We start from the raw sequence: 22,072 nt of genomic DNA on the forward strand, positions 1-22,072 counted from the left end.
CATGCCCCCGTCAGAGTCCACATCATCTACTGCCGCATCCACTCCGTTCGCAGAGTCGATGCGCGGACAACAACCGCAACCGCAGGACCGGCAGTTTCCGGAGCTGCTGCAAGATCTCTACGCCACTGCCAATCAACGCCGCGAAGGTGGCGCTGAAACCTTTGCGCCGCTGGCCAACGGCTGGTCGCGCATGGACGACAGCGCGCTGCAGCAGGCCGGTATCGATCCGGCACTGCTGCACGACGCCAAAAGCGGCTTCGATGCCGCGTTTTATCGCAACGATCAAGGCCAGGTGGTGCTCGGTTTTTGCGGCACCGACGAAGGCAAGGACTGGAAGCACAACATCGGCCAGGGCTTGGGCTTCGACGATGCGCAATATGCATCGGCCATCCAGCTCGGCAGCCAGGCCAAGCAGGCGTTCGGCGACCAGGTGGTGATCTCCGGTCACTCGTTGGGCGGTGGTCTGGCGTCGGCGTCGGCGATGATCAACGACATTCCCGCAGTGACGTACAACGCCGCCGGCGTCAACGACCGCACCCTCGAACGCCAGGGCCTGGACGCGTCGGCAGCCAAGCAGTACGCCAGCGAGGAGCTGATTCGCGGTTACCACGTCAAGAACGAAATCCTCACCCACTTGCAGGAAGACAGCATTCCGCTGAAGTGGACCATGCCCAATGCTGCCGGTCATCAGATCGAATTGCCGGAGCCGGATCCGCTGTCGTTCGGGCAACGCCTGGTGCCCGGCATGATGCTGAAGCATCGTCTGGACCTGCACGGAATGGACTCGGTGATCAAGGCACAGGACATGCAATCGCCCGATCAGGCACGCGGCACGTCGCTACAGCCGGGCAGCCAGCTGTTCAACGACGCCGTGGTGCAACTGGACGGCCAACGCGAGCGGCTGGGGTTGCACGATGACACGGCGTTTATCAACACCGCCGCCAGCGTGGCCGCGCGTGCAGGCAGCGACGGCCTGCAGCGGATCAATCATCTGGTGCCCAACCGCGATGGCGACAGCCTGATTGCGGTGCAAGGCCGCATGGACGACCCGGCGCATCTGCGCAGCCATGTGCAGACCGCGTCCGCTGCCAATGAGCCGGCGCAAGGCAATGTCAGTCAGCTGCAGCAGCAGAACCAGCATTACACCCATCAGCCTGCCCAGCAACAGGAAGAGCAGCGCCGCGTGATCCAGCAATAACGCACGCGGCAAACCGTGCCGCACGCCGTCTTCGTCAGGTGGACGCGTGCGGTGCGGAAGTGTCGCGCAAGTGACAATCTCGCTGTTGCAGTAAACCGACCGGAGAGGTCATGGAGCTGTTCCAAGCAGCAGCTCCATGACTCTGGCGGCCACGGCACAACGCGTCATTAGCCTGCGCCGGCCATCGCCCGCAAGGTGATGCCGACCAGATACGCCAGATAGGTGCCGGTGGCGTAGCCCATCGTGCCCAGCAACACGCCCACCGGGGCCAACGCCGGGTGAAACGCCGCAGCGACGACCGGCGCGGACGCCGGCCCGCCGATGTTGGACTGCGAGCCGATCGCAAAATAGAAGAACGGCACCCGCAACCAGCGGCCCAGCGCCCACAGCAAGCCGATGTGCAGGGCGATCCAGATCAGCCCGAGCAGGAACAGCCATGGCCGATCCAGCAGCGCCAGCAGGTCCATCTGCATGCCAATGCAGGCGATCAGGAAATACAGCAGCAGCGAGCCGATCTTGGACGCGCCCGCGCCCTCCAGGGTCCGTGCACGGGTGAAGCTCAGCAGCAATCCCAGGCTGGTCGCCAGCACCACCACCCACACGAAAGGCGCATCCAGACTGAACTGGCCGGCCCAGCTCAGGTGCGCCTTGCACCAGGCCGCCAACGGGTTAGCCAGCGCGTGGGCCAGGCCGACGCCGCCGAACGCCACTGCCACGATCACCATCAGGTCAGCCAGGCTCGGGATGCGCGCATGTTCGGCCTGGAAGCGCGCCATGCGCTCCTGCAAGGCGTCCAGCGCACGTGTGTCGGCGCCGCTGCGCTCATCGATCTTACGCGCGCGTCCGGCCAGGAAGATCAGCGCCGCCATCCACACGTAGCCGACGCCCACATCGACCACCGCAAACTGCCCGAACGTGGTCGCATCGACATTGAACACTTCGCGCATTGCCAGCATGTTGGCGCCGCCGCCGATCCAGCTGCCGGCCAATGCCGCCATGCCCGCCCAGGTGTCGCCCGCGACGGTGGCCGGGTGCAGCCATTGCATGACCCAGAAGGCGACCACCGCGCCCAGCATGATGCTCGCCGATGCGCCCAGATACATGGCGACCAGTTTGGGCCCCAGCCCAAGGATCGCGCGCAGATCGATGCTCAGGGTGAGCAGGATCAATGCGGCCGGCAACAGCACGTCGCGGGCGATGGGGTTGTACAAGCGCGTGTTGGCGCCGTCGATCAGTCCGACGGTGTTGTAGATGCCGGGCAGCAGATAGCACAGCAACAAGGCCGGTACCACGGCATAGAAGCGCCGCCACAGGCCTTGCTCGCGCGATGAAGTCCAGAACACCGCACCCAGCGTGGCGGCGATCAGGCCGAAGACGACGATATCGTTTTGAATCAGTGCAGACGCAGGCAAATTCACCGCAGGCAGTCATCCGGACAGAGGGCCGCCAACGCGGATCGAACCAGGAGCGGCCGATGACAACGAATCTAGCCGACCGCGTTGGTGGCGCAAACCCCACCGACACCTCCGACAAAGGCCGTGGGAGGTGATCGAGACCGGTCCATGCGCTACCGCGCTGCCTGGCTAGGCCAGGACGACATGGGGATGTTGCACGCTCGGTCGAGCACGACGCTCGTCACGACGCTCCGGCCTCAGGCCGCAAGACGGCAGCCACTTAAACTCAGCACAACGTCGCCAGCATGCGGCTCCATCCACACCGATCAGGCAGCCCCTACCGGCCTGGCCCTGGCAATCGACGCTGGACGCAAGACCAACCCTCAGCCGTAGCGCCGCACCACGCGCTCGCCGTCGGCGGTATCCAGCACCACACCGCTGGGCTGACCGGTGGTCAGGCAGTGCAGTTTGGCCATGAGTTCGGCATTTTCCAGGGCGCCCTGCTCGCGCAGGTAGCGCAGCGGCGACCATTCCGGACGGGTCACCCACCAGCCGCCTTGTTCGGGATGAATGCGTACGACGTAGCGGGACTGGTCCATGTGGCCTCCGGCCGGTGGGTACTTCGGTCAAGCGCAGGTGCGAGCGCGCCGAACAGGCGCATCACGCGAGGGATTGGGGCAAGCCATGCCGATTCGTAAGCCAACAGACCCTTACTCAAGGGGCAGCGGGAGAGTGGCCGGTGGCCCCGCGTTTTGCATAGCCAGCATGCGGTTTTACGCATTTCCCGACTGTCGGGCGGACACTGGCATCCGGGTAAGAAAATTCTTACGTGACACAGTTCACGTCGAGCGCTACATTCGGCTGCAAGGGTGAAGAAATCTTCACAAGCGGCCGTCACAAGAGCGCAGACGGCTTGCAGGGGATCACGGCGCGCTCGGACGAAACCTTGGGGAGGGTTGGCATGCATCTGCTCAGAAAGTTCCAGTTTCCGGTCAAGACCGCGATGGTGGTGGGCTACGTTCTGGTCGTCAGGGAAGCCTTGGCGCTCTGGTCCTGATCGGCGTCGGCGATTTGCCTAATAGGCTGTCGGGGATCGCTGGCCAATACCCGTCATCGCGTCTCAATCTTGATCCACCCACCCGCGTTGTTGCGCTGCCGCTAGATCGGCAGGCGTATCCACATCCCGCGCCAGCGCCGGTGCGCTGACGCAGCCCAGCGTTTGGACATCCAGGCTGGCGAAGAGCGCGCGTAAGCCGTTATCGCCCTGCAGCGCAACGTCCGCCCAGGCAGTGTGCGTCACCACCGCGGGAATACCGCGCACGCCGGCGTAGCCGCTGGTGGCGCACCCCGACGCGGCACGGTCGGCTTCGTCCAGCAAGGCACGCAAGTGCGGCGCCTCCAGTGCCGGTTGGTCGCACCCCAGAATCAGGCTACGTCGCAACGTCGCATCGTCCTGCACATGCCGGCGCAGCGCTGCCAGGCTGGAGCCCATCCCGGCAGACCAGTCGGCGTGCCGCAGCACTTCCACGTCAAGCCCCTGCAGTACATCGGCCAGCCTGTCGGCATCGGCGCCGAGTACGACGACGCAGCGGCGTGGTGCGGTTTGCAGTGCGATACGTGCAGCACGACGCAGCAACGGTTCGCCGTCGCGCATCAGCAATTGTTTTGAGCGGCCGAGCCGGCTCCCCGCGCCTGCTGCCAACACCAACGCCGCATGGTCGCTGCTCATATGCAGGGCCTGGTCAGCGCGTGACAACTGCCGCATGTACCACCGTGACTGCGCGCAGGATGCAACCTGCGTGCGTCGCTAAGCACTGCATGCGGAAAGCCAGCAATACGTGGCGATTCCACAATGGGCATGTCGCAAAACACGGCGTCATCAGAGAAGAGATCAGGAGACATGGCGACGTCGTGCGTAATGGAGACCGCCTCAGCGTAGAGGCCGTGCTGTGCGTGCGGAGTGACTGCGCGACGCATCGACTGCGTGCAGCGGACGCGCCATGCGTTCATGTGTCGCAGGCAGCAACGCGCGACAGCTGCATTAGCGAAATCTCAGCGACGTTATCGAGATGACCGATGCGCTATGAGTAGTGCGGATTCCTATGAATCGCGCGCACGCGCATGGCTTTTTCCAGAAGCATCGCTTGCACGAAGCACAACTGCTGGCGAAAACCAAAGGCGCACAAAGCGCGACGCAACAAACCAGACAACAGACACACAACGGCCTAAGAACGGCTAAAAAAACAGAGCGAGCAGTCGTCAGGTGGGTGTGGACGGCGCGAAGAAACCGGAGTGTACAAGTGGTACATGCAGATTCCGAGCACCGGCGGCGCCCGCTAGCGGCTGCACAGTGGTTTTGTAAGCTGCTCTAAGCCGTAGCCGCAACGATCTGCAGATCCGCTACAGCCTGCGTCGCTTCGGCGATGATGCCCAGTGCGATGGTGTGCGGCGATGAGCGACCCATCCGCCAACCCGCAGGCAAGCGCAGACGCGCGAGCGCGGCATCGTCGTGCCCCAGCGCGCGCAATGCCTGCAAACGGGTGTCGCGCTTGTTCCGGCTGCCCAGGATGCCGATGCATGCCGCATCGGATGCCAGACCGCGACACGCGACCTGCAGATCGATCTCGCTGTCGTGCGCCAGGCTGTACAAGGCAGTGCCGGCATCCAGCTGCACATCGTGCAACGCATCGCTTAGCGCACGGCGATCGTAGTGTTCCGGCGCAAGACCGGGCGGCGGCTCGCTGGGGCCATGCGGGCGCAGCACGCGCGTCTCGATGCCCATTTGATTGGCCAACGCCAGCAGCACCAGCAATGCCGGGTCCGCGCCGACAAGGACCAGCCGCAATGGCGGGCGATGGACGCGCAGAAATTCGCCTGGACGCGCGTCGTGCACAGTCGATAGGTAGCGCACGCTTCCGGTACTGCGATCCAGCGCCACATGAAACGCGCGGCGGTGCTGGCGCGCATTGCGCCAGCGCGCCAGGTATTCGGACAGATCCGGCACCGGCCAGACCAGCACACCGATGCGGCCGCCGCAGCTGAGCTGGATGTCCAGCACCTCGCTACCCTCGCCGTAGTCCAGCCACCGCGGCTGCCCGTCGCGCAACGTGGCCATGGCTTCATGCGCCACGGCAGCTTCGACGCAGCCGCCGGACACATAACCCGCAACCCGGGCATCGGCCCCGATCGCCATTTCGCTGCCCAGCGGGCGCGGCGAGGAGCCCTGCACCTCCATCAATGTCGCAATCGCAACCCGCTGACCGGCGCGGTGCCACGCCGTCAGCACAGGCAGCAGATCGTCATGCAATGCGTAGCTCGGCCATGCCGGCCACTCAGGCTCGGCCGGCGCTGCATGCGTGGCCGGAGCGACGACCGCGCTCACGCGCGCAGCTGCTCGGGCAGGTGCGGCAGCAATTTTTCCAATGTCACCGGGTAATCGCGCACGCGCACACCGGTGGCGTTGTAAACCGCGTTGGCAATCGCCGCCGCCACGCCGCAAATCCCCAACTCGCCCACGCCCTTGGCCTTCATCGGCGAAGACATCGGGTCGCTTTCTTCCAGGAATATCACTTCCTGGTGCGGGATATCCGCGTGCACCGGCACTTCGTAACCGGCCAGGTCATGATTGACGAAGAAGCCGAAACGCCTGTCCACCGCCAGCTCTTCCATCAACGCTGCGCCCGCGCCCATGGTCATGCCGCCGATCACCTGGCTGCGTGCCGATTTGGGATTGAGGATGCGTCCGGCCGCGCAGACCGCGAGCATGCGGCGGATGCGCACCTCGGCCGTGGTGACATCCACGCCCACTTCGACAAAGTGCGCACCGAAGGTCGACAGCTGATGGGTTTTGGACAGGTCACCGAACTCGATCTTGTCCTCCACTACCAAGGCGCCGTTCGCTGCGGCATCGCCGAGTGGGATGCGCTTGCCGCCGGCACGCACGTGGCCGTCGGCAAACTCGGCCTTGGCCGGGTCCAGCCCCAGTCGACCGGCGATCGCTTCGCGCAGCTTGACCGATGCCGCGTACACGCCGGCGGTGGAACTGTTGGCGCCCCACTGTCCACCGGAACCGGACGATGCGGGGAAGCTCGAATCGCCCAGCCGCACGTCTACCCAGTTCAGCGGAACACCGAGCATCTCGGCAGCGGTCTGCGCAATGATGGTGTAAGAGCCGGTACCGATGTCGGTCATGTCGGTTTCCACCACCACGCGGCCGCCCTGCTCCAGGCGCATGCGCGCCCCGGAAGTCATGGCGATGGCGTTGCGGAATGCAGCGGCCACGCCCATGCCGACCAGCCAACGTCCATCGCGGGTACTGGCAGGCGTGCGCTTGCGCTTGGACCAACCAAACTGCTTTGCCCCATCTTCCAGACACTTGACCAGCTGCCGCTGCGAAAACGGCCGTTGCGGATTTTCCGGGTCCACTTGAGTGTCGTTGACGATGCGGAATTTGACCGGGTCCATCTTCAGCTTCTCGGCCATTTCGTCCATCGCCACTTCCAGCGCCATCAACCCCGGCGCCTCGCCGGGCGCGCGCATGGCGTTGCCCTCGGGAAGATCCATCACCGCCAGGCGCGTTGCGATCAGACGGTTGGCTCCGGCATACAACAATTGCGTTTGCGAAGCAGCGATTTCCGGCGCACCGCCAGCTAGATCGCCCGACCAGCTTTCGTGTGCGATCGCGGTGATCTTGCCATCGCGCTCGGCACCGATGCGGATGCGCTGCACGGTGGCCGGACGATGAGTGGTGTTGTTGGCGATCAGCGGGCGCGGCAGCATGACCTTTACCGGCCGTTTGACTTCGCGCGCAGCCAGCGCGGCCAGCACCGCATCGGCACGCAAAAACAGCTTGCTGCCAAAACCGCCACCGACGTACGGCGACATGATCCGCACGTTTTCGCGCGGAATGCCCAACGTCACCGCCAGGTCACGCGCGCCCCAATTGATCATCTGGTTGGATGTCCACACGCTGAGCTTGTCGCCGTCCCACATCGCAGTGGACGCGTGCGGCTCCATCATGGCGTGCGAGTGATCGGGCGTGGTGTATTCGGCATCCAGCTGCACCGGCGCTGCGGCGAAGGCGCCATCGAAGTCGCCGACAGAACTATTGGGTGCGCCGCCTTCCTTGGTGACCTTGGCGCCATCGCGGGCTTTTTTCAGATCGTATACGCCGACCTGGCGGCCGTAATCGACCTTGATCAACTGACCCGCTGCGCGTGCCTGCTCGAAGGTCTCTGCAACCACCACGGCAATCGCCTGGTGGTAGTGCTGGATCTCCGGGCCGCCCAGCAATTTGGCGGTATTGAGCTTGCCCTTGTGCAGCTTGCCGGCATTCTGCGCAGAGACGATCCCGAGCACACCGGGCGCGTTGCGCGCCGCGCTCAGGTCAATGCTGCGGATCGTGCCCTTGGCGATCCCCGCCCCCACGACGTGGCCGTAGGCAGCGCGGCCTGGCAGATCATGATGTTCGTAGGCATACGGCGCTTGGCCGGTGGTCTTGAGCGTCCCGTCGATGCGATCGACGGGCTTGCCGACGACCTTGCCTTGATCGATGGGATTGGTACCGGCAGGAGTGTCGAATTTCATATCAGGCCCTCGCGTCGGCCAGGATCGCGGTCAACGTGCGTTCCACCAGCGGCACTTTGAATGCGTTGTGTTCGGTGGGCTGTGCGCCGTCCAGCAGCACAGAAGCGATGGCGCGTGCACCCTGGCGCGACTGCGCTTCGGCAGCTTCGCTGCGCCACGGCTTGTGCGCCACGCCACCGACGCCGATGCGCGCGGTGCCGTCGCGCTGCACGACAGCGGCAACCGAGACCAAGGCAAACGCGTAAGACGCACGGTCGCGCACCTTGCGATAGACATGCGTTCCGCCAAGCGGCTTGGGCAAGGTGACGGCGGTGATCAGCTCGCCACGTTCCAGCGCGGTCTCCAGATGCGGGGTCGTACCTGGCGCGCGATAGAAGTCGGCCAGCGGCAGCGCGCGCGTCTGTCCGTCTGGGCGTACCGTTTCCACCGTGGCATCGAGCACACGCATGGCGATAGCCATATCGCTGGGATGGGTGGCGATGCAGGCTTCGCTGGTGCCAATGATGGCCAGCTGACGGTTGAAGCCGCCGATCGCCGCGCAGCCACTACCAGGCAGGCGCTTATTGCACGGTTGATTGGTGTCGTAAAAATACGGGCAACGCGTGCGCTGCAGCAGATTGCCCGCCGTGGTCGCGCGATTGCGCAGCTGGCCGGACGCACCTGCCAGCAGCGCGCGCGACAGCACCGCGTAATCGCGACGAACACGCGCATCGGCCGCAAGATCGGTATTGCGCACCAGCGCGCCGATGCGCAAACCGCCGTCCGGCGTTGCGTCGATGGTGTCCAGGCTTAAACCATTGACGTCGATCAGATGCGACGGCGTTTCGATCTGCAACTTCATCAGATCGAGCAGATTGGTGCCGCCGGCGATGAACTTGGCGCCCGGCTGGCGCGCGGCTTTGGCCGCGGCATCTGCCGCCGAGGTGGCGCGCTCGTAACTGAAAGCCTTCATGCGCGCTCTCCGGCAACTTCGTTGATCGCTTCGACGATGTTGGAATACGCACCGCAGCGGCAGATATTGCCACTCATGCGCTCCTGCAGTTCGGGCGTAGTGAGCCGGGTCTTGGCCGTCAGGTCCTCGGTCACATGGCTGGGAATGCCGCGTTTGACTTCATCCAGCACGGCCACTGCCGAACAGATCTGCCCCGGCGTGCAATAGCCGCATTGATAACCATCGTGTTTGACGAAGGCCGCCTGCATCGGATGCAGTTTGTCCGGCGTGCCCAGGCCCTCGATGGTGGTGACCTTTGCGCCCTGATGCATCACCGCCAGCGACAGGCAGGAATTCATGCGCTGCCCGTCGACGATGACCGTACACGCGCCGCACTGGCCGTGATCGCAGCCCTTTTTGGTGCCGGTCAACTGCAGGTGCTCGCGCAATGCGTCCAGCAAGGTAGTGCGGTTATCCAGTGTCAGCGTCACCGGCTTGCCATTGACTTCAAAGGCAACCTGGCTGGACGCGTTGGCAGGCTCCACTGCCTGACGTTGCGACACGGCAGTGGCAGCCATCGATTGGGTTGCGGCAACACCGGCTGCCGATGCCGTGCCAGCGATCAGTACTTCGCGACGGGTCATCTTGATGTTTCTCATGGCTGGCATCTCCAACAATGCTGGCTAATACAGTTCTTTATCAATGTGCAGGGCCGTCGGTCACAAGCGCGTGAGTGCGGCACGTGGGAGCGATGCAATCGGTGGTTGCCCGATTCTAGTTGTCGCCTGCCCGTGCATTGGCGTTGGAGCTGGCATGCGTCTATGAAACGTGCTCATCACTGTGCGGCGTGATTGGAGAGCGCCGCAGCGATACAACCGATTCCTGCATCATCCGCTGCGCGCGTGATCACATGCCGACCGCGACGCGCACCACCACCCCACCGTTATGAAACCGTGTCCGCCATCAGCAGACGCGTTGCGGGCGCTGATGCTGCAACGCATGAAAGCGTGCTTGCCTGGGCGCGCCGGCGCCGGCGTTGCAGCCAGCGCTCAGGAATCCACTCTTAAAACTCCAGCACGATCTTGCCCAGATGCCCGCCGGCCTTCTGCAAGGCAAACGCCTCGCCGATCTCATTCAGCGCATAGCTGCGGTCGATGACCGGGCGCAGCGGCAGCCCGTCCAGTGCGCGCACCAGCGCTTGCTGATGCCGGCGACTGCCGACCACCAACCCTTGCAGACGCTGCTGACGCCCCATCATCTCGGCGGTCGGCACCGGGCCAGCCGCACCGGTCAAGACGCCGATCAAGGCGATGTGCCCGCCCACCCGCGCGGAACGGATCGATTGCGCCAGCGTGCCGGGTCCACCGACCTCGACCACATGATCCACCCCGCGTCCGTCGGTGATCTCCAGTACCTGCCGCGACCACTCGGCGTGCTGCCGATAGTTGATGACGTGATCGGCACCGAGCGTGCGGACCTTTTCCAGCTTCTCGTCGGACGAGGACGTGGCGATCACGCTCGCGCCCATCGCCTTGGCGAATTGCAGCGCAAAGATCGACACGCCACCCGTGCCCAGCACCAGCACGGTATCGCCTGCTTTCAGGCCGCCGTTGACAACCAGCGCCCGCCAGGCGGTGACGCCAGCGGTGGTCAAGGTGGCCGCCTCTGCGTGGCTGTAACCGACCGGCGCATGGGTAAATGCCTGCGCAGCGGCCACAACCGCCGTGCGTGCATACCCATCGACGCCATCGCCTGGCGTGGTCGCAAAACCGGCGTGCAGCGGCTCGCCATCCAGCCACTGCGGGAAAAAGGTGGACACCACGTGGTCGCCGACGGCGAACTCGTCGACCTCCGGGCCGATCGCCTCGATCACGCCGGCGCCGTCGGACATCGGGATGCGTCCATCGGCCGTGGGCATCTGACCGAGCACAACGCCCAGATCATGGAAATTGAGCGAGCTCGCATGCAGACGCACACGGATCTGCCCGCGTGCAGGCTGGCCCGGATCGGGCAATTCGACCGACGTCAGTGCGTTCAGACCGGCGGGATGCGAGAGACGAATGGCGCGCATGGGGGAACTCCTCAGATGATGATTCGAGCCCAGGGATAGCACGCGTACCGTGATGCGAATGCAGTCGAGCTGGCTTGAAAAGGCTGCAGCCTATTGCCTGTCGGTGGCTCGCTGCCGATGGCGCGATACCAGAACCGCCAACGGGATCTGCGTGCTGCGCCGCATTGCCGCGTACTGGTTTGCCGCCCTCCAATGCGCTGCAAATCACAAAATCGCATTGCGCCACCGCGTTTGCACGCGGTAGCGACCGCAGCGACGCGTAGGCTGGCACACCGGTTGCATCGCCCAGGTGTCTGGACAGGTAGCCACAGTGACATCACCCACCAAGCGGCGGCGGCAACGTGCACAACGCATTGCGTTGCACTTCGTGCTGACCATGGCGTGCATGCTACTGCTCGGTTCGGAGTACTGGTCCATCCATGAAGAACGTGCATCCGCGCTGCGCGGTGCCGAAGCGCAGTCGTTGAACCTGGCTAACTCGCTGGCGCAGCATGCCAGCGACACCATGTCGATCGCCGACGCAGTGCTGTCCGGCCTGGTCGCGCGCGTCGAGCACGACCAGGGCAATACCAGCGCGCGCGCAGCAATGCACGAATTCCTGGTGCGCGAGGCAAGGCGTTCGGACCGCCTGCATGGCATCTTTATTTACGCGGCAGATGGCAGCTGGGTCAGCTCGTCGCTGGATAGCACACCCAAGACGCATAACAACGCCGACCGCGCCTACTTCAAGTATCACCGCGACCATCGCGATGCGTTGTCGCTGGTCGGCGCACCGGTCAAAAGCCGCTCCGATGGCAGCTGGGTGCTGACACTGAGCCGCCGGCTCAACGGCCCGGACGGCGACTTTGCCGGGGTGGTGCTGGTGACGCTGCAGCTGAAGTATTTCCAGCAGCACTACAGCACCTTCGACGTCGGCCCGCACGGCACCATCGGCATGATCAACGACGATGGCATCGTGCTGTTACGCCGTCCCGACAAGCAGGGCGTCATCGGCAGCTCGATTGCCGGCACCTCGATCTACGTCAACATGCGCGCGCGCCGACATGGCACGGCGACCTATCGCTCGCCGATCGATGGCGTAGAGCGCATCTCCAGCTTCGCCCCTGCACGGCCGTATCCGCTGAGCGTGCTGACCGGCGTGTCGGTGGACGATGCGCTGGCCAATTGGCGGCATGCCGCGGACCAGCGCATCGTGATCGCCACGCTTGGCTGCGCCCTGCTGCTGGGCGTGGGCATCTGGCTGGACCTGCAGCTGCGCCGCATGCATCGCAACGAAGCCAAACTCAGTTCCGAGGCCTGGGTGGATGCATTGACCGGCATCGCCAACCGACGTGCGTTCGACTATCGGTTGTCGCAGGCCTTGCAGGATGCAGTACGCCTGCAATCGCCGTTATCGGTGCTGATGATCGATGTCGATCACTTCAAGCTCTACAACGACACCTATGGCCATGTGAATGGCGACGCCTGCCTGCGCCTGATTGCCGGCGCCATCGCCGGCTGCTCGCGGCGCAGCAGCGACGTGGCGGCGCGGTATGGCGGCGAAGAGTTCGGCATGATCCTGCCGCATACCGACGCTGCCGGTGCGCTGCGCCAGGCCGATGCCGTGCGCAGCGCGGTGGCCGAACTCGGCCTGATGCATCTGCCGAGCCCAACCAGCGCGCACGTCACCGTTAGCGTCGGCGCCGCCACCTTCGAACCCGGCGAAGCACCGCTGACACCCGACGCCATCGTGCACGACGCCGATTCGGCGCTGTACCGCGCCAAGCAGAGCGGGCGGGATCGTACGTCGGCGTGATCCAGATTACGGCTCTGCCGCGTCGCCCGGCCTCGCTCCACTGACTGACCCTGCCGTCACCTCGCCCTCGGCGCACCCGTGGATCCACGCAGCATCAAGCTGAAATCCAGCGTTTGCTGCAGCGGCACGTCCACCCTTTCGATGATGGCGAGCAGCAGGTTGACCGCGCGGACACCGATCTCTCGCATGGGTTGCCGGATGGTCGTCAATGGCGGCGTGAGGTAACTCGACGACGCCAGGTCGTCGAAGCCGACAATGGACAGGTCGTCCGGCACGCGGATACCCAGGTCCCGGCAGGCGGCCAGGGCGCCCAGCGCCATTTGATCGCTGAAGCAGAAGATCGCGGTCGGCGCAGGCGCACGAGCCAATAGCGCCATCGCAGCCGCATGGCCGGATTCTACGGAGAAGTCGCCCGGCACGACGGTCAGTTTGCGCAGACGGCCGCGTGCCTTGCCGGAGGCCCGGACCCCTTCCAGGCGTTGCTGGTGCAGCGGATTGTCGGGCGGGCCGCCCACCACGGCGACCCGCTCGTGCCCCAGTCCATACAGGTGTTCCATCATGGCGCGCGCGGCGGCCGCGTTGTCGATGTGGACGCTGGGGATGCCAAGCGCCGGGTCGAACTCGCATCCGTTGACCACCGGCGCGGCGGCGCCTAGCTGCTTGACGATCTCACGCGCCGTCGGCGGGAGGCCGTGCCCCAGCACGATCAGGCCGTCTGCCTCGTTACGGAGAAGCATCTGCGCGTAGCGCTCCTCGCGATCGGGCTGGTGCTGGGTATCACCCAGCAGGACGGCGTAGCCGACGGCCTGCGCCGCGTCCTCCGCGCCCTGCAGGATCTGGGCGAAGAATGGATTGGCGATGTCAGGGACGGTGACCAGGAGCTTGCCGCTGCGCTGGGTCTTGAGCGTCCTGGCCACTGTGTTGGGGACATAGCCCAGCGCCGCGGCAGCCTGCTCGATGCGCGTGCGCGTGGCGGGCAGGACTTTTTCCGGCCGGGAAAGCGCCCGCGACACCGTACCGGCGGTGACGCCAACGTGCTTTGCGATGTCGTAGATGGTTGTAGCCATGACCTTGATTCTTCTTTCTGCTGTGCAGTGCACAACGGGTCTTGCGGAAAGCCCATGCTAGGATGATTCAATCGATTGCATGAGGGCGAATTACGTTGAAGACGCTCAAGGGTCCGGCGCTATTCCTGGCACAGTTCATCGCCGACACACCTCCCTTCAATCGCTTGGACACACTGGCCGGTTGGGCTGCGGGCCTGGGGTATTCTGGCGTACAAGTGCCGACCAGCGCGCCGCACCTGTTCGATCTGGCCCAGGCCGCGCAGAGCCAGGCGTACTGCGACGACGTCGCCGGCATGCTGGCCGGGCACGGGCTGCAAGTCACCGAGTTGTCGACCCACTTGCAGGGGCAGCTGGTCGCCGTCCACCCCGCCTACGATCAGCTGTTCGACGGATTTGCACCGTCAGACAAACGCGGCAACCCCGCCGCCCGCCAGGCCTGGGCGGTTGAACAATTGCTGTTGGCGGCCAAGGCCAGCCAGCGCCTGGGGCTGACTGCGCATGCCACGTTCTCTGGCGCGCTGGCCTGGCCCTACTTCTACCCCTGGCCGAAGCGGCCGCCCGGGCTGGTGGAAGAAGCCTTCGCCGAACTCGGCCGCCGCTGGCGCCCCATTCTGGATGCCTTCGACGCCTGCGGCGTGGATCTGTGCTTCGAGATCCACCCGGGCGAGGACCTGCACGACGGCGCGACCTTCGAGCGCTTCCTCGATGTCGTGGACCACCACCCACGCGCCAAGATCCTGTACGACCCCAGCCACTTGCTGCTGCAGCAGATGGACTACCTGGGCTTCATCGACCGGTATCACGCGCGCATCGGCATCTTCCATGTCAAGGACGCGGAGTATCGCGCCAGTGCGCATAGCGGCGTCTACGGCGGCTACCAGGACTGGATCGATCGTCCGGGGCGGTTCCGTTCGCTCGGCGACGGCCAGATCGACTTCAAGGCGATCTTCTCGAAGTTCGCGCAATACGATTTCCCGGGCTGGGCGGTGCTGGAGTGGGAGTGCTGCCTGAAGCATCCGGAAGACGGCGCACGCGAGGGTGCCGCGTTCATCCGCGACCACATCATCCGCGTGACCGAACGCGCCTTCGACGACTTTGCCGACAGCGGCGCCGATCCGGAATCGCTGCGCCGCATGCTGGGGACATAGAGCGTGTTATGCGTCTCGACGCGCCACAGGACGCTTCGCACTCACCTCAAAGTACATAACACGCTCTAAGCCAATACCGCCTGGGAGGGCAAGCCATGAGGCACACCATGCCGCGCTTGGGCGCGATGATGTTTCTGCAGTTCTTCATCTGGGGAGCGTGGTTCGTGACCCTGGGCACGTACCTGGTGCAGGGCCCCCTCAAGGCCAGCGCGAGCCAGGTGGCAACGGCGTTTCTCAGCCAGTCCATCGGCGCCATCTTGGCGCCCTTCCTGGTCGGCTTGGTCGCAGATCGCTACTTCGCGGCGCAGCGCATCCTCGCGGTGCTGCACCTGGCAGGTGCGGCGCTCATGTGGCTGGCATCCACGGCGACGAGCTTCGGCATGTTCTCCGCCTGCGTCATGGGTTACATGCTGCTGTTCATGCCGACGCTGGCACTGGCCAACAGCGTGGCGATGCGGCACATGCAATCGCCTGAAAAACAGTTCCCGCCCGTGCGCGTCGCTGGCAGCGTCGGCTGGATCGTGGCGGGCGTGATGATCGGCTGGCTGGGCTGGGAACAGGCGCACCGGCTCGAACTGACCTTCCGGATGGCGGCGATGGCATCGCTGGCCCTGGGCCTGTATGCCTTCACCCTGCCGCACACGCCGCCGCTGGCGCAACAGCGCGACGCCGGGCTGGGACAGATGCTGGGACTGGACTCGCTGCGGCTTCTGAAGTCGCGCTCCTATTTGGTGTTCTTCCTGGCATCCATCGCCATCTGCATCCCGCTGGCGTTCTACTACAACTTCACCAACCCGTATCTCAACGATCTGGGCGTGCGCGGCGCGGCCGGCCTGCAATCGCTGGGTCAGGTGTCCGAAGTGCTGTTGATGCTGGCCATGCCGTTCCTGTTCGTGCGGTTGGGGGTCAAGACGATGCTCGCGCTGGGCATGGCGGCGTGGGTGCTGCGCTACGTGATGTTCGCCTTTGGCGATGCGGGCGGCGGTTTCTCCTTGCTGGTGATCGGCATCCTGCTGCACGGCATCTGCTACGACTTCTTCTTCGTCACCGGCCAGATCTACACCGATGCGCATGCCGGCCCCGCCGCGCGCAGCAGCGCGCAGGGGTTCATCACCCTGGCCACGTACGGCGTGGGCATGTTGATCGGCACGTTCCTGTCCGGCGCTGTCGTGGAGCACTACACCACGGCGGCGGGCCCGGACTGGCAGCAGATCTGGCTGTTCCCGGCAGGCGTGGCGTTGGTCGTGTTGATCGCCTTCCTGTTGCTCTTCCGCGACCGCCCGGTCGTCGCGGCCACGCCCTCCACGCCCTGAGAACCCCACCCGATGAGCAAGCTTGGAATCGCCATCGTCGGCACCGGCATGATCGGCGCCGTGCATCGTCGCGCGGCGCTGCTGGCCGGTGCCGAGGTCCGCGGCATCGCCGCCTCTTCCCCGCAACGCGCACGCGACGTGGCGCAGTCATGGGGAGTGCCGCGCGCCTATCGCGACATCGAGGAGGTGGTCGCCGATCCGCAGGTGCAGGTGGTGCACGTCTGCACACCCAACCATCTGCACCGTGCCATGGCGCAGGCGGCGCTGCAAGCCGGCAAGCACGTGATCTGCGAAAAACCCCTGGCCACCACGTTGCAAGACGCCCAAGCATTGGTTGCACTGGCCGCCTCGACCGGGCTGGTTGCCACGGTCCCCTTCGTCTACCGCTATCACCCGGTGATCCGCGAGGCGCGCGCGCGCATCGCGCAGGGCGAGCTTGGGCCGCTGCGCCTGATCCACGGCAGCTATCTGCAGGACTGGCTATTGGACCCTGCCAGCAACAACTGGCGCGTGGACCCGGCGCTGGGCGGCGCATCGCGCGTGTTCGCCGACATCGGCTCGCACTGGTGCGACCTGGTGGAATGGGTCGGTGGCGAGCGTTTTGTCGAGGTCAGCGCTGCCTTCGCGACCGTCATCGCCGAGCGCGGCGCCCTCACCGGGCAGAGCTTCAGCACGCCGACGGCGGGCGGTGCGGTGCAGGCGGTCGCGAGCGAGGACGTGGCCGCAGCGATGTTCAGAACCGGCGCGGGCACGCTGGCGTCATTGACGGTCAGCCAGGTCTCGGCCGGACGCCGCAATCGTCTCTGGTTCGAGATCGATGGCGCCAGGGCCAGCGTGGCGTTCGACCAGGAGGACGCCGAACGGCTGTGGATCGGCCTGCCCGACCAGCGCGAGGAAATCTTCGTGCGCGGGCCGGGTGCCGGCAGTGCCGAACAACGCCGGCTGTCGACGTTGCCGGCCGGGCATGCGCAAGGCTATGGCAATTGCTTCGAGGCGTTTGTCGCCGATACCTATCGCGCCATCGAAGGGGAGCGGCCGGAAGGCCTGCCTACCTTCGAAGACGGAGTGCGCTCGGCGTTGATCGTCGATCGCGTCATCACATCGGCCAGGACGCGCGCCTGGACGGCCATCGATTGAATCCCGGGAGGACTTCTTCATGCGTACAGCCCTATGCAGGACCGCGACACTCGCACTGCTGCTCCTCGTCGCCCTGCCCGCCTTCGCACGCGACGCCGCCGGCCCGCAAAAACCCATCGCAGTGCAGATGTACACGCTGCGCAACGCCGGCTCGCTCGACCAACAGCTGAAGATCGTCCATGACGCGGGCGTGGGCGCGGTGGAAACGGTCGGCATGCACAACGTCGGCGCTGCGCAACTCAAGCAGCTGCTGGACAAGTATTCGATCAAGGCGATCTCGTCGCACGTGCAACTGGCCGAACTGCGCAAGAACCTGGACGCCGTGGTGGCCTTCAACCGGTCGATCGGCAACACGACACTGGTGGTGCCTTACCTGGACGAGAAGGATCGGCCGACCGATGCCGCAGGCTGGACAGCATTGGGCAAGGAACTAGGCCAAATCGCGAAGCGGCTGCGTGCCAAGGGCATGCACCTGGCCTACCACAACCACGACTTCGAACTGGTCGACTTCAATGGCAAGACCGGTCTGGAACTGCTGTTCGCAGCGGCGGGCCCCGATCTCAAGACCGAGTTGGACCTGGCCTGGGTTGCGCGCGCAGGCTACGACCCGGCGGTGATGCTGGGCAAGTTCAAGGGCCGCATGTTCGCGGTACATGCCAAGGACAATGCCCCGAAAGGCCAGGCCGAGGACGAGGGCGGCTTCGCCTCCGTCGGCCAGGGCGTGCTGGACTGGAATGCGATCCTGCCTGCCGCAGCGGGTGCCGGCGCGCGCTGGTACATCATCGAGCACGACCGTCCGCGCGATCCGGCCACGGTCATCCAGACCGGTGCTGACTACCTGCGTGAACACCTGCCCGCCGGCGCGCATCGCTAGCGCGCTAAGGAGCCTCGCTTGAAAACGATCCTGACAATCGCCGTGGTTCTGCTGGGGGCGACGCTTGCGACCACGGCGTGGTGCAAGGACGACCCGACGGCCGGCGCGCAGCTCTACGCAACGCACTGCACGGCCTGCCATGGTGCCAATCGCGCGGGCGTCCCACCTACGTTCCCCGCGCTTACTGACGTGGGCAAGCGGCTGCCGCCCGCGCAGATCAAGGAAAAAATCAGCAAGGGCGGCGGGTTGATGCCGCCCTTTTCGCAGCTGTCGCAACAGGAAGTCGACGATATCGCCAGCTTCCTGGCGCAATAAGAGCAACTCACAAAACGACTGCGCAGCCGCCAGGCGGGCGCGGCCGGTGCGCGGTACGGCATGTACCACTCGTACGCAGCGGTTGCTGCGCGCCGCCCACGCCCACCTGACGACTGCTCGCCACATGTTGTTAGCCGCTCTCAGCGACCGGCGCCAACTGCGCACCGGCGTTGCGGCGTTACAGCTCGCGCACCCAGATATTGCGGTAGCTGACCTTGGAATCGTGCTCCTGCAGGAAGATCGGCGCGCACGCGTGTGGCGAGTACGACGGGGCGCCGATGTACTCGGTCTTGCCCGACAGGACGGTGTCGTTCTGCACCAGCACGCCGTTATGGAGGACGGTGATGCGGGCCGGTGAGGTGAGCCCGCCCCCCGGCGAGAAGCGGGGCGCCTTCCAGATGATGTCGTAGGCCTGCCACTCGCCCGGCGCACGCGATGCGTTTACCAGCGGAATGGCCTGCTTGTAGATCGCGCCGGCCTGGCCGTTGGCATAGGTCGGGTTGTTGTCGCTGTCGAGCACCTGCAGCTCATACAGTTCCTGCAGGAAGATGCCGCTGTTCCCCCGCTGCTGGCCTTCGAAACCCTGGGTCGCGGTGGGCGTGCGCCACTCGACATGCAGCTGGATGTCGCAAAAGCGCTGCTTGGTCCGGATGCCCTTGCTCCCCGGGACCACGGTCAGCGCGCCGTCGGCAACGCTCCACGGTACCCGACCGCCCTGCTCCGACTCCCAAGCGGAGAGATCTTTGCCATCAAACAGCACGATCGCATCGGAGGGCGCGCCGCCAGCGCGCGTGGCCACGATCGCAGGTACGGGCGTCCACACCTCGGTCTTGGCCGGATCGCGCGACGGGTCGCCGCTGGTCTGCGCTAACGCAGGCGCTGCGACCAGCAGGCAGGCCAGCATCAGCAGGGGCCTGGTCATCGTGTTCCCGGGGAAGTGGCGCATCGGCACATCCTTGCGGTCCATCAGTTGATCGCCCAAGCGGGCGTACCGGGGGTATAGGCCATGTCGCCGTCGTAGCGACCCGGCACGGCGACGTAGCGCAGCACTTCGGTCGCCGCGACCTTCGAGGTGAAGAAGCTGAAGATGGCTAGCTGCTTGATCATGGTGAAGTAATGCGGAATCGCTCCCGCCATTTCGGCGGTGCCGGTATCGGTCGTTTCGACGACATGTTTCCTGGCTTCTGCATCCAGGGTACGCAGCAGCTCGGTGCGCGCCTGCGGCGCCAGCGACACGAATCGGCCGCCGGCGCGTTTATCGATCTCGATCAGCCCGGCGCGGAATGTCGCCTGCTCCCGGGCGGCATAGCAGTCGGTAACGAATTGCGCCATGAACGGGCCAGCACCGGCGTCCTTCGCCCCCGGCGTTGCGGTCCGCGGCAGGATGGTCTCTGCGATCTCGTCCAGCATGCCGACCTCGGCGGTGGAGAAGAGCGTCTTCGCCCCCGCGGCCGACGCCTGTCCCTGCACGAGCGCAGGCAGGCCGACCATGGCCGCGCCCGTGGCGGCGACGATCATCTTCAGCAGTTCGCGACGTTCCATCACAGGTTCCCCGCTTTCAGCTCGCGCACGGCGTGATCGGCCGCCCGCGCCGTCAGCGCCATGTAGGTCAGCGAGGGATTCACGCAGGCGCTGGACGTCATGCAGGCGCCATCGGTCACGTAGACGTTCGGCGCGTCCCAGACCTGGTTGTGCTGGTTCAGCACCGAGTTGCTGCGGTCGCGGCCCATGCGGGCGGTGCCCATCTCATGGATGCCCTTGCCCGGGGCGTAGTCGTCATCGTGCATCTGCACGTCCTTGACGCCGGCGGCCTCCAGCATCTCCGCGGCATCCGCGGCCATGTCCTTGCGCATGGCCTTTTCGTTCGCGCGCAGGGACACATCCATCGCCAGCACCGGCAATCCCCATTTGTCCTTGCGCTGCGGGTCCAGGCGAATCGCATTGTCGTGGTGAGGAAGCATTTCGCCGAATCCGGTCATGCCGATGCGCCATTTGCCCGGCAGGGTCAGCGCGTCCTTCAGGTCAGCGCCGATGTTCAGTTCGGCGATCTCGCGCGACCACCCGGTGCGGCTAGCGCTGCCCTGATAGCCGAACCCGCGCAGGTAGCCGCGCCTGTCCGCGGCAACGTTACGGAAACGCGGAATGTAGAAACCGCAGGGACGACGGCCGAAGTAGTACTTGTCCTCGTAGCCCTCGATCCGGCCGGAGGCGCCCGCGCCGAAATGGTGGTCCATCACGTTGTGCCCCAGCTCGCCGGACGAAGAACCCAGCCCGCCTTCCCAGACATCGGTGGCCGAGTTCATCAGCAGCCAGCTCGAGTTGAAGGAGGACGCATTAAGGAAAATGACCTTGGCCGTGTACTGATAGGTCTGTCCGCTCTCGGCATCGATGATCTCCACGCCCCGCGCGCGCTTGCGGTCCTTGTCGTAGAGCACTTCCTTGACGATCGAGAAGGGCCGCAAGGTCAGGTTGCCGGTCTTCATGGCCGCCGGCAGCGTCGCCGACTGGGTCGAGAAGTAGGCGCCGAAGGGACAGCCCAGGATGCACTTGTTGCGGTACTGACAGTTGACGCGGCCCTGCTCGACCATGGGCTGGGTGATGTTCGCGGTGCGCGAGTGAATCAGGTGCCTGGTCCCACCGAAGGCCTTCTTGATCCGCGCGGCCACGTCCTTTTCGACGATATTCAACGGGATCGGCGGCAGGAACTCACCATCGGGCAACACGTCCAGGCCCTCGCGCGTGCCGGCGATGCCGGCGAACTTCTCCACGTAGTCGTACCAGGGCGCGAGGTCGGCGTAGCGGATCGGCCAATCGGTGGCGATGCCGTCCTTGAGATTCGCCTGGAAATCCAGGTCCGACAGGCGATAGCTCTGCCGTCCCCACAACAGCGAGCGACCACCCACGTGATAGGCGCGGTACCAGTCGAATCGCTTGAGTTCGGTGTAGGGCGATTCCTGTTCGTTCGCCCACATGCCCTGCAGGTTTTCGACCAAGCCGTAGTCGCGCTTCAACACCGGATAGTCGGCCTTCATCGCCTGGGTCGGCCGGTTGTAGTGCGGGAAATCCCACACTTCCTTCATCGCGTTGACATAGTCCTTGACGTGCTCGATGTTGCGTCCGCGTTCCAGCATCAGGACCTTGAGGCCTTTCTCGGTCAGCTCCTTCGCCGCCCAACCGCCACTGATTCCCGAGCCAACGACGATGGCGTCGTAGTGATTGTCTGCCATGGGTTCTACTTCACCT

20 protein-coding genes and 2 other RNA genes are annotated in these 22,072 nt (G+C 65.1%); 9 read left to right on the plus strand and 13 right to left on the minus strand.

Annotated elements, in window-relative coordinates:
• The first annotated feature begins 1 nt into the window (after position 1).
• Complete coding sequence (locus tag ACZZ0O_RS20565; protein ID WP_463591713.1) at positions 2–1,198, plus strand: XVIPCD domain-containing protein; 1,197 nt, start codon at positions 2–4, stop codon at positions 1,196–1,198.
• Between the two features lie 167 nt (positions 1,199–1,365).
• Here ACZZ0O_RS20565 and ACZZ0O_RS20570 read toward each other — a convergent pair whose 3' ends face one another.
• Entirely contained in the window at positions 1,366–2,616 is a 1,251-nt protein-coding gene (locus ACZZ0O_RS20570) for a DUF819 family protein (protein ID WP_463591714.1), read from the minus strand.
• 359 nt (positions 2,617–2,975) lie between these two features.
• Entirely contained in the window at positions 2,976–3,191 is a 216-nt protein-coding gene (locus ACZZ0O_RS20575) for a hypothetical protein (protein WP_055849765.1), read from the minus strand.
• Between the two features lie 230 nt (positions 3,192–3,421).
• Here ACZZ0O_RS20575 and ACZZ0O_RS20580 point away from each other — a divergent pair, with 230 nt between their 5' ends.
• Positions 3,422–3,649: a hypothetical protein gene (locus ACZZ0O_RS20580; protein WP_463592562.1), complete on the plus strand. Its 228-nt coding sequence runs from the start codon at positions 3,422–3,424 to the stop codon at positions 3,647–3,649.
• A gap of 63 nt (positions 3,650–3,712) precedes the next feature.
• Here ACZZ0O_RS20580 and ACZZ0O_RS20585 read toward each other — a convergent pair whose 3' ends face one another.
• The 7 genes from ACZZ0O_RS20585 to ACZZ0O_RS20615 form a co-directional block, all read right to left on the minus strand.
• Complete coding sequence (locus tag ACZZ0O_RS20585; protein WP_463591715.1) at positions 3,713–4,321, minus strand: nucleotidyltransferase family protein; 609 nt, start codon at positions 4,319–4,321, stop codon at positions 3,713–3,715.
• A gap of 504 nt (positions 4,322–4,825) precedes the next feature.
• Positions 4,826–4,901: non-coding RNA, sX9 sRNA (locus ACZZ0O_RS20590), on the minus strand.
• A 59-nt stretch (positions 4,902–4,960) separates the two neighbouring features.
• A complete protein-coding gene (locus ACZZ0O_RS20595) occupies positions 4,961–5,974 on the minus strand; it encodes an XdhC family protein (protein WP_463591716.1) in 1,014 nt (337 codons plus the stop codon).
• On the minus strand, positions 5,971–8,178 hold the full coding sequence (gene paoC, locus ACZZ0O_RS20600) for an aldehyde oxidoreductase molybdenum-binding subunit PaoC (RefSeq protein ID WP_463591717.1): 2,208 nt from the start codon (positions 8,176–8,178) through the stop codon (positions 5,971–5,973). The genes ACZZ0O_RS20595 and paoC overlap by 4 nt, the downstream gene beginning before the upstream one ends.
• A 1-nt stretch (position 8,179) precedes the next feature.
• The gene (locus tag ACZZ0O_RS20605) at positions 8,180–9,130 is read right to left on the minus strand and encodes an FAD binding domain-containing protein (protein WP_115528522.1); all 951 of its coding nucleotides are present in this window, start codon (positions 9,128–9,130) and stop codon (positions 8,180–8,182) included.
• Positions 9,127–9,768, minus strand: coding sequence for an aldehyde dehydrogenase iron-sulfur subunit PaoA (gene paoA, locus ACZZ0O_RS20610; RefSeq protein WP_055849752.1), 642 nt, complete (start codon positions 9,766–9,768; stop codon positions 9,127–9,129). The genes ACZZ0O_RS20605 and paoA overlap by 4 nt, the downstream gene beginning before the upstream one ends.
• Before the next feature lie 404 nt (positions 9,769–10,172).
• Positions 10,173–11,180, minus strand: coding sequence for a zinc-dependent alcohol dehydrogenase family protein (locus tag ACZZ0O_RS20615; RefSeq protein WP_115554230.1), 1,008 nt, complete (start codon positions 11,178–11,180; stop codon positions 10,173–10,175).
• A 310-nt stretch (positions 11,181–11,490) separates the two neighbouring features.
• On the opposite strand from ACZZ0O_RS20615, the gene ACZZ0O_RS20620 reads away from it, so the two are divergent.
• Entirely contained in the window at positions 11,491–12,975 is a 1,485-nt protein-coding gene (locus ACZZ0O_RS20620; protein WP_463591718.1) for a GGDEF domain-containing protein, read from the plus strand.
• Between the two features lie 56 nt (positions 12,976–13,031).
• On the opposite strand, the gene ACZZ0O_RS20625 is transcribed toward ACZZ0O_RS20620, so the two are convergent.
• Positions 13,032–14,042, minus strand: a complete 1,011-nt coding sequence (locus ACZZ0O_RS20625) for a LacI family DNA-binding transcriptional regulator (protein WP_463591719.1) — start codon at positions 14,040–14,042, stop codon at positions 13,032–13,034.
• 95 nt (positions 14,043–14,137) lie between these two features.
• Here ACZZ0O_RS20625 and ACZZ0O_RS20630 point away from each other — a divergent pair, with 95 nt between their 5' ends.
• From ACZZ0O_RS20630 to ACZZ0O_RS20655, 6 genes are all read left to right on the plus strand, one after another.
• A complete protein-coding gene (locus ACZZ0O_RS20630) occupies positions 14,138–15,190 on the plus strand; it encodes a sugar phosphate isomerase/epimerase family protein (protein ID WP_463591720.1) in 1,053 nt (350 codons plus the stop codon).
• A gap of 95 nt (positions 15,191–15,285) precedes the next feature.
• Complete coding sequence (locus tag ACZZ0O_RS20635) at positions 15,286–16,503, plus strand: nucleoside permease (RefSeq protein WP_115554234.1); 1,218 nt, start codon at positions 15,286–15,288, stop codon at positions 16,501–16,503.
• 12 nt (positions 16,504–16,515) lie between these two features.
• The gene (locus ACZZ0O_RS20640) at positions 16,516–17,640 is read left to right on the plus strand and encodes a Gfo/Idh/MocA family protein (protein ID WP_463591721.1); all 1,125 of its coding nucleotides are present in this window, start codon (positions 16,516–16,518) and stop codon (positions 17,638–17,640) included.
• Positions 17,641–17,659: 19 nt separating this feature from the next.
• Complete coding sequence (locus tag ACZZ0O_RS20645) at positions 17,660–18,514, plus strand: sugar phosphate isomerase/epimerase family protein (RefSeq protein WP_463591722.1); 855 nt, start codon at positions 17,660–17,662, stop codon at positions 18,512–18,514.
• An 18-nt stretch (positions 18,515–18,532) separates the two neighbouring features.
• Positions 18,533–18,829, plus strand: coding sequence for a c-type cytochrome (locus ACZZ0O_RS20650; protein WP_193552460.1), 297 nt, complete (start codon positions 18,533–18,535; stop codon positions 18,827–18,829).
• A gap of 60 nt (positions 18,830–18,889) precedes the next feature.
• Positions 18,890–18,965, plus strand: a non-coding RNA gene (locus ACZZ0O_RS20655) — sX9 sRNA.
• 42 nt (positions 18,966–19,007) lie between these two features.
• Here ACZZ0O_RS20655 and ACZZ0O_RS20660 read toward each other — a convergent pair.
• Genes ACZZ0O_RS20660 through ACZZ0O_RS20670 form a run of 3 tightly spaced genes read right to left on the minus strand, consistent with a single transcriptional unit; the run spans position 19,008 to position 22,056 of the window.
• Positions 19,008–19,751 (minus strand): 3-keto-disaccharide hydrolase, encoded by a 744-nt coding sequence (locus ACZZ0O_RS20660; protein ID WP_463592501.1) that lies wholly within the window; start codon positions 19,749–19,751, stop codon positions 19,008–19,010.
• Positions 19,752–19,795: 44 nt separating this feature from the next.
• Positions 19,796–20,371 (minus strand): gluconate 2-dehydrogenase subunit 3 family protein, encoded by a 576-nt coding sequence (locus ACZZ0O_RS20665; RefSeq protein ID WP_463591723.1) that lies wholly within the window; start codon positions 20,369–20,371, stop codon positions 19,796–19,798.
• Complete coding sequence (locus ACZZ0O_RS20670; protein ID WP_463591724.1) at positions 20,371–22,056, minus strand: GMC oxidoreductase; 1,686 nt, start codon at positions 22,054–22,056, stop codon at positions 20,371–20,373. Before ACZZ0O_RS20670 ends, ACZZ0O_RS20665 begins: the two co-directional genes overlap by 1 nt.
• Positions 22,057–22,072 lie beyond the last annotated feature (16 nt).

The organism is Xanthomonas sp. AC360 (genome assembly GCF_979258225.1).